The sequence below is a fragment of the Microbacterium sp. ISL-103 genome, assembly GCF_018613995.1.
In the GTDB taxonomy this organism is placed as follows: Bacteria; Actinomycetota; Actinomycetes; order Actinomycetales; family Microbacteriaceae; genus Microbacterium.
Genome location: NZ_JAGGPD010000246.1, coordinates 1 through 2,925 on the forward strand (window position 1 = coordinate 1; position 2,925 = coordinate 2,925).

Consider the following 2,925-nt stretch of genomic DNA (forward strand, 5'->3'; position numbering starts at 1 on the left):
GCTCCCTGCGCGCGATGGCTGCGCTCCTGGTCGGGATCGTCGCCGGCTACCTCCTGTCGGATCAGATCATGGAGATCGTGCGTGCGCCCATCACGGCGCTCGCCGAATCGCGCGATGCGAGCCTGAACTACGACAGCATCACCGGCGCATTCGACCTGAAGCTCAAGATCGCGCTCTTCGCCGGCGTCGCCCTGTCGAGCCCGGTCTGGATGTACGAGCTGCTCGCCTTCATCGCCCCTGGGCTCGAGCGCCGCGAGAAGAAGTACGCCTTCGGGTTCGTCGCGGCATCCGTCCCTCTGTTCGCCAGCGGATGCGTCGTCGGGTTCCTTCTCTTCCCCCACATGGTGCAGCTGCTCGCGGGTTTCGCCTCGACACAGGACAGCACCCTGCTCCAGGCCTCCTACTACGTCGATTTCATCCTCAAGATCGTGCTCGCCACCGGCGTCGCGTTCGTGCTGCCGGTGTTCCTGGTGATGCTGAATCTTCTCGGCCTGCTGCCGGCACGCTCCATCGCGCGCTCCTGGCGGATCGTCGTCGTCGCGATCGTCCTCTTCAGTGCGATCGTGACACCGGCCGCCGACGTGCTGTCGATGTTCCTGATCGCCGTTCCGATGACCGTGCTGTTCCTCGTGGCGCTGCTGATCGCGTGGCTTCACGACCGCGCCGCGGACCGGCGGTCCGCCGCGGTGACCGCGCGAGCGGACGGGTGATGACCGTGTTGGGACTCACTGTCGAGAAGCTGTTCGTGGTCGCTCTGATCGCCGCCGTGATCATCGGACCGCGTCGGCTGCCCGCATACGCGTCGCGACTCGGACAGCTCATTGCTCGAGTCACCGTGCTGGTCGCAGACGCGGCGCGGCGGGCGGAGCAGGAGACGGGGGTCGCATCGATCCGCGAGGACTGGACCGCTCTCGACCCCCGCCGATACGACCCGCGTCGCATCATCCGCGAGGCCTGGGCTGCCGGGGAGACGGATGCGGCAGAGGTCGCCCCCGAAGCGATCGGGTCCCCGCTCGGCGCGTGGGTGGTCACCGGTTCTTCCGCCCATCCGCGACGTGTCTGGGTTCCGACCGACAGCTGAACCGCGCGCTGTGCGCGACGACCTGCTAGACTGAGCAAGCAACGTGTGTTCTGGCCCCCCTCTAGGCCACCACGAAGCCACTGATCAGGGCCATCACGGACCAAGCGCATCGATGCGCGCGGTATCCGCCCTCGGTCTCACATCTTGCGGGTCGCGACAGCGCGTGCCCGTCACACAGCAATGAGTATGACCATGAGCATGACCACTTTTCCTCCTTCCGATCCGTTGACCTGGAAACAGGCCGACACCGACGTGCACGTCGCGACCCGCGCCGGCGAATTCGCCGGTTTCGTCGAGTTCGACGGCACCACCCACCTCGCCCGCGATCAGCGGGGTACGGAGCTCGGCTCGTTCGAGTCCCTCGACGATGCCCGCGACGCCCTGGAGGGCGCGAACACGCCTGAACGGCGCCCGTCGGCGTTCTCGCGGCGGCTGCGTCAGGTGCTGCGGCGCGGCCCGCATCGGGCGCGCGCCTGACCATCGCCTGTGACGTGCCACAGAGTCGTCACAGAGTCCGCGACGTATTCCCCACAGCGCATGTGCGGGGGGTTATGTTGAGGTAAGCGTTGGGCGATCTGCCTTGGGCTTTCCACAGCTCAAGGGCTCCAATCGACAGGAGAGCAACATCTCCATTTCACAGGTCGAAAAGACCGCAGCCACGCTCGGACCGGTACGTCAGACGTATTCCGGCAACGCAGACATCCCCCCGATGACGCACGCCTACAAGCAGGTGTCGCAGGTCGTGAAGGAAACCGGCCTCCTGCAGCGCGCCGGATGGTTCTACATCTTCGTGGCCGCCGGCCTCGCCGTCGCCCTCGGAGGAGTCGTCACCGGCTTCATCCTGCTCGGTGACAGCTGGTTCCAGCTGCTCATGGCGGCAGCTCTCGGCATCATCCTCACGCAGGTGGCGTTCCTCGCCCATGAGGCCGCCCACCGTCAGATCCTCTCGTCGGGCCCCGCGAACTTCCGCCTCGCCCGCATCCTCGCCGCCGGTGTCGTCGGCATCAGCTACTCCTGGTGGGATTCGAAGCACACCAAGCACCACGGCAACCCGAACCAGGTCGGCAAGGACCCCGACATCGAGGTCGACACGATCTCGTTCCTCGAGACGGATGCTGCGCAGTCGCGAGGCATCGTGCGTCTGATCACGCGCAAGCAGGGCTGGCTGTTCTTCCCGCTGCTCACGCTCGAGGGACTCAACCTGCACTACCTGGGTGTCAAGCACCTGGTGACGAGCAAGAAGGCCAAGGGACGCTGGATCGAGCTGGGGCTGATCGCCCTGCGGTTCGCGATCGTCCTGATCCCGGTCTTCCTGATGCTGCCGCTCGGCATGGCGTTCGCCTTCATGGGCGTGCAGCTCGCCGTCTTCGGTGTCTACATGGGCGCATCGTTCGCCCCGAACCACAAGGGCATGCCGATCATCGATCCGAGCGCCCGCCTCGACTTCTTCTCGAAGCAGGTGCGCACCTCGCGCAACATCCGCGGCGGATGGTGGGCCACGTGGCTCATGGGCGGTCTCAACTACCAGGTCGAGCACCACCTGTTCCCGAACATGCCGCGCCCGCACCTCTCGAAGGCCCGTGAGATCGTGCGCGATTACTGCATCGCCAACGACGTGCCGTACACCGAGACCAGCCTCGGCCGGTCGTACGCGATCGTCATCGAGTACCTGAACCGCGTCGGACTCGCCGCCGGCGCCGATCCCTTCGACTGCCCCGAAGCCTCGCAGTTCGGCCGCGCGTAGACGACGAACCCGAACGAACGGCCCCCTCCGTCAGGAGGGGCCGTTCGCGTATGGCGGCGGGTCTCAGTCGCGTCGGATCCAGCGGAACGTCGCACGGCTG

Annotated in this window: 4 protein-coding genes; all 4 read left to right on the top strand. The window is 66.4% G+C overall.

The genetic code is table 11. The features are described 5' to 3' along the window. Window positions 1-14: 14 nt before the first annotated feature. The 4 genes from tatC to J7E68_RS09990 all read left to right on the top strand — a co-directional run bounded on the left by tatC (window position 15) and on the right by J7E68_RS09990 (window position 2,825). The gene (tatC, locus tag J7E68_RS09975) at window positions 15-710 is read left to right on the top strand and encodes a twin-arginine translocase subunit TatC (protein ID WP_215172178.1); all 696 of its coding nucleotides are present in this window, start codon (window positions 15-17) and stop codon (window positions 708-710) included. Next, window positions 710-1,081 (top strand): Sec-independent protein translocase TatB, encoded by a 372-nt coding sequence (locus J7E68_RS09980; RefSeq protein ID WP_215172175.1) that lies wholly within the window; start codon window positions 710-712, stop codon window positions 1,079-1,081. The genes tatC and J7E68_RS09980 overlap by 1 nt, the downstream gene beginning before the upstream one ends. A 192-nt stretch (window positions 1,082-1,273) precedes the next feature. Beyond that, window positions 1,274-1,558, top strand: a complete 285-nt coding sequence (locus tag J7E68_RS09985; RefSeq protein WP_210096956.1) for a hypothetical protein — start codon at window positions 1,274-1,276, stop codon at window positions 1,556-1,558. A 148-nt stretch (window positions 1,559-1,706) separates the two neighbouring features. After that, complete coding sequence (locus tag J7E68_RS09990) at window positions 1,707-2,825, top strand: acyl-CoA desaturase (protein WP_311416808.1); 1,119 nt, start codon at window positions 1,707-1,709, stop codon at window positions 2,823-2,825. Window positions 2,826-2,925 lie beyond the last annotated feature (100 nt).